Genomic DNA, 1,218 nt, shown 5'->3' with positions numbered 1-1,218 from the left:
GGTCAGGAGGTGCCTGACCATGCCCTGGAATCGAGAGTCCCCAATGGATCAACGAATCAAACTCATAGGCGACTGGCTGCAAGGCAGCTACTCCAAAAGCGAGCTGGCCCGTCACTACGGGCTCAGCCGACCCACTTTGGATAAATGGCTTGCACGCTACGAAGCAAGGGGCATTGATGGGCTGAAGGAGCTGTCGCGGCGTCCGCATACGAGCCCTTTCAAAATCAGCGACGAGGTGCTTGAGCTGCTAATCGCGTACAAGCGCGAGCATCACAGCTGGGGGCCTGAGAAACTGGTGCATAACCTTAAGATCGATCATCCAGAGTTGTCTTGGCCAACAGTCAGCACCGCAGGCGAATGGCTTAAGCGGGCAGGTCTGGTGCAAAAACGCCGTTTCCTCAATCGCCCTCCAGCGGGGAAAAATCCGCTGCGCGACGCCACTGCACCAAACCAGACATGGGCGGCGGACTTCAAAGGTGACTTCGCGCTTCAGAACGGCCAACGTTGTTACCCACTGACAATTACTGATCACGTCAGCCGATTTCTATTGCTGTGCAGAGCGCAAAGCAGCGTTGCCGGTGCTCGCGAAGGGTTTGACTGGGCGTTTCGGGAGTACGGTTTGCCTAATGTAATTCGCACAGACAACGGCTCCCCCTTTGCCTCCAGCGGCATATCGCGCATATCCAGCCTGGCGGCTTGGTGGATACGCCTAGGGATCTACCCTGAGCGAATCCAGCCGGGGCGGCCTGACCAGAATGGCCGTCATGAGCGCATGCATCGAACGCTCAAGGCTGCATTACTTCACGCACCTGAACGTAATCTGGTGGAACAACAGTTGGCATTCGAACAGTTTCGACAGGAGTTCAATTACGTAAGACCTCACAAGGCCTTAGAGATGAAGGTTCCTGCGGACCTGTATGAGCCTTCGCCAAGGCAGTACGACGGACGCGTGCCTGAAGCAGATTACGCTTCGGATATGACGATCCGCATGGTCAGACAAAATGGATCGATAAAATGGAAAGGCAAAATGATTTTCGTCAGTGAATCCTTGGCAGGTGAGGCGCTAGGACTCAAGGAAGTGGACGATGATGTGTGGGATATTTACCTCTGCAGTTACCTATTAGGCAGGCTGAAAAGCGGCGAGAGCCGCCTTTCAAGCCAACAGAAACGTAAAGGATGTCCCCGGTTTCAATCGTAAAGGATGTGTCCGTTTCTACA

The 1,218-nt window shown here is 54.4% G+C and carries 1 protein-coding gene; it reads left to right on the top strand.

Annotation, left to right across the window (positions count from 1 at the left end):
• Positions 1–19 precede the first annotated feature (19 nt).
• The gene (locus KGA88_RS01900; RefSeq protein ID WP_110663144.1) at positions 20–1,198 is read left to right on the top strand and encodes an integrase core domain-containing protein; all 1,179 of its coding nucleotides are present in this window, start codon (positions 20–22) and stop codon (positions 1,196–1,198) included.
• Positions 1,199–1,218: the final 20 nt, after the last annotated feature.

The sequence above is a fragment of the Pseudomonas sp. A-R-19 genome (genome assembly GCF_019956575.1).
Taxonomy (GTDB): domain Bacteria; phylum Pseudomonadota; class Gammaproteobacteria; order Pseudomonadales; family Pseudomonadaceae; genus Aquipseudomonas.
This window is presented reverse-complemented; position numbering and strand designations above follow the sequence as displayed.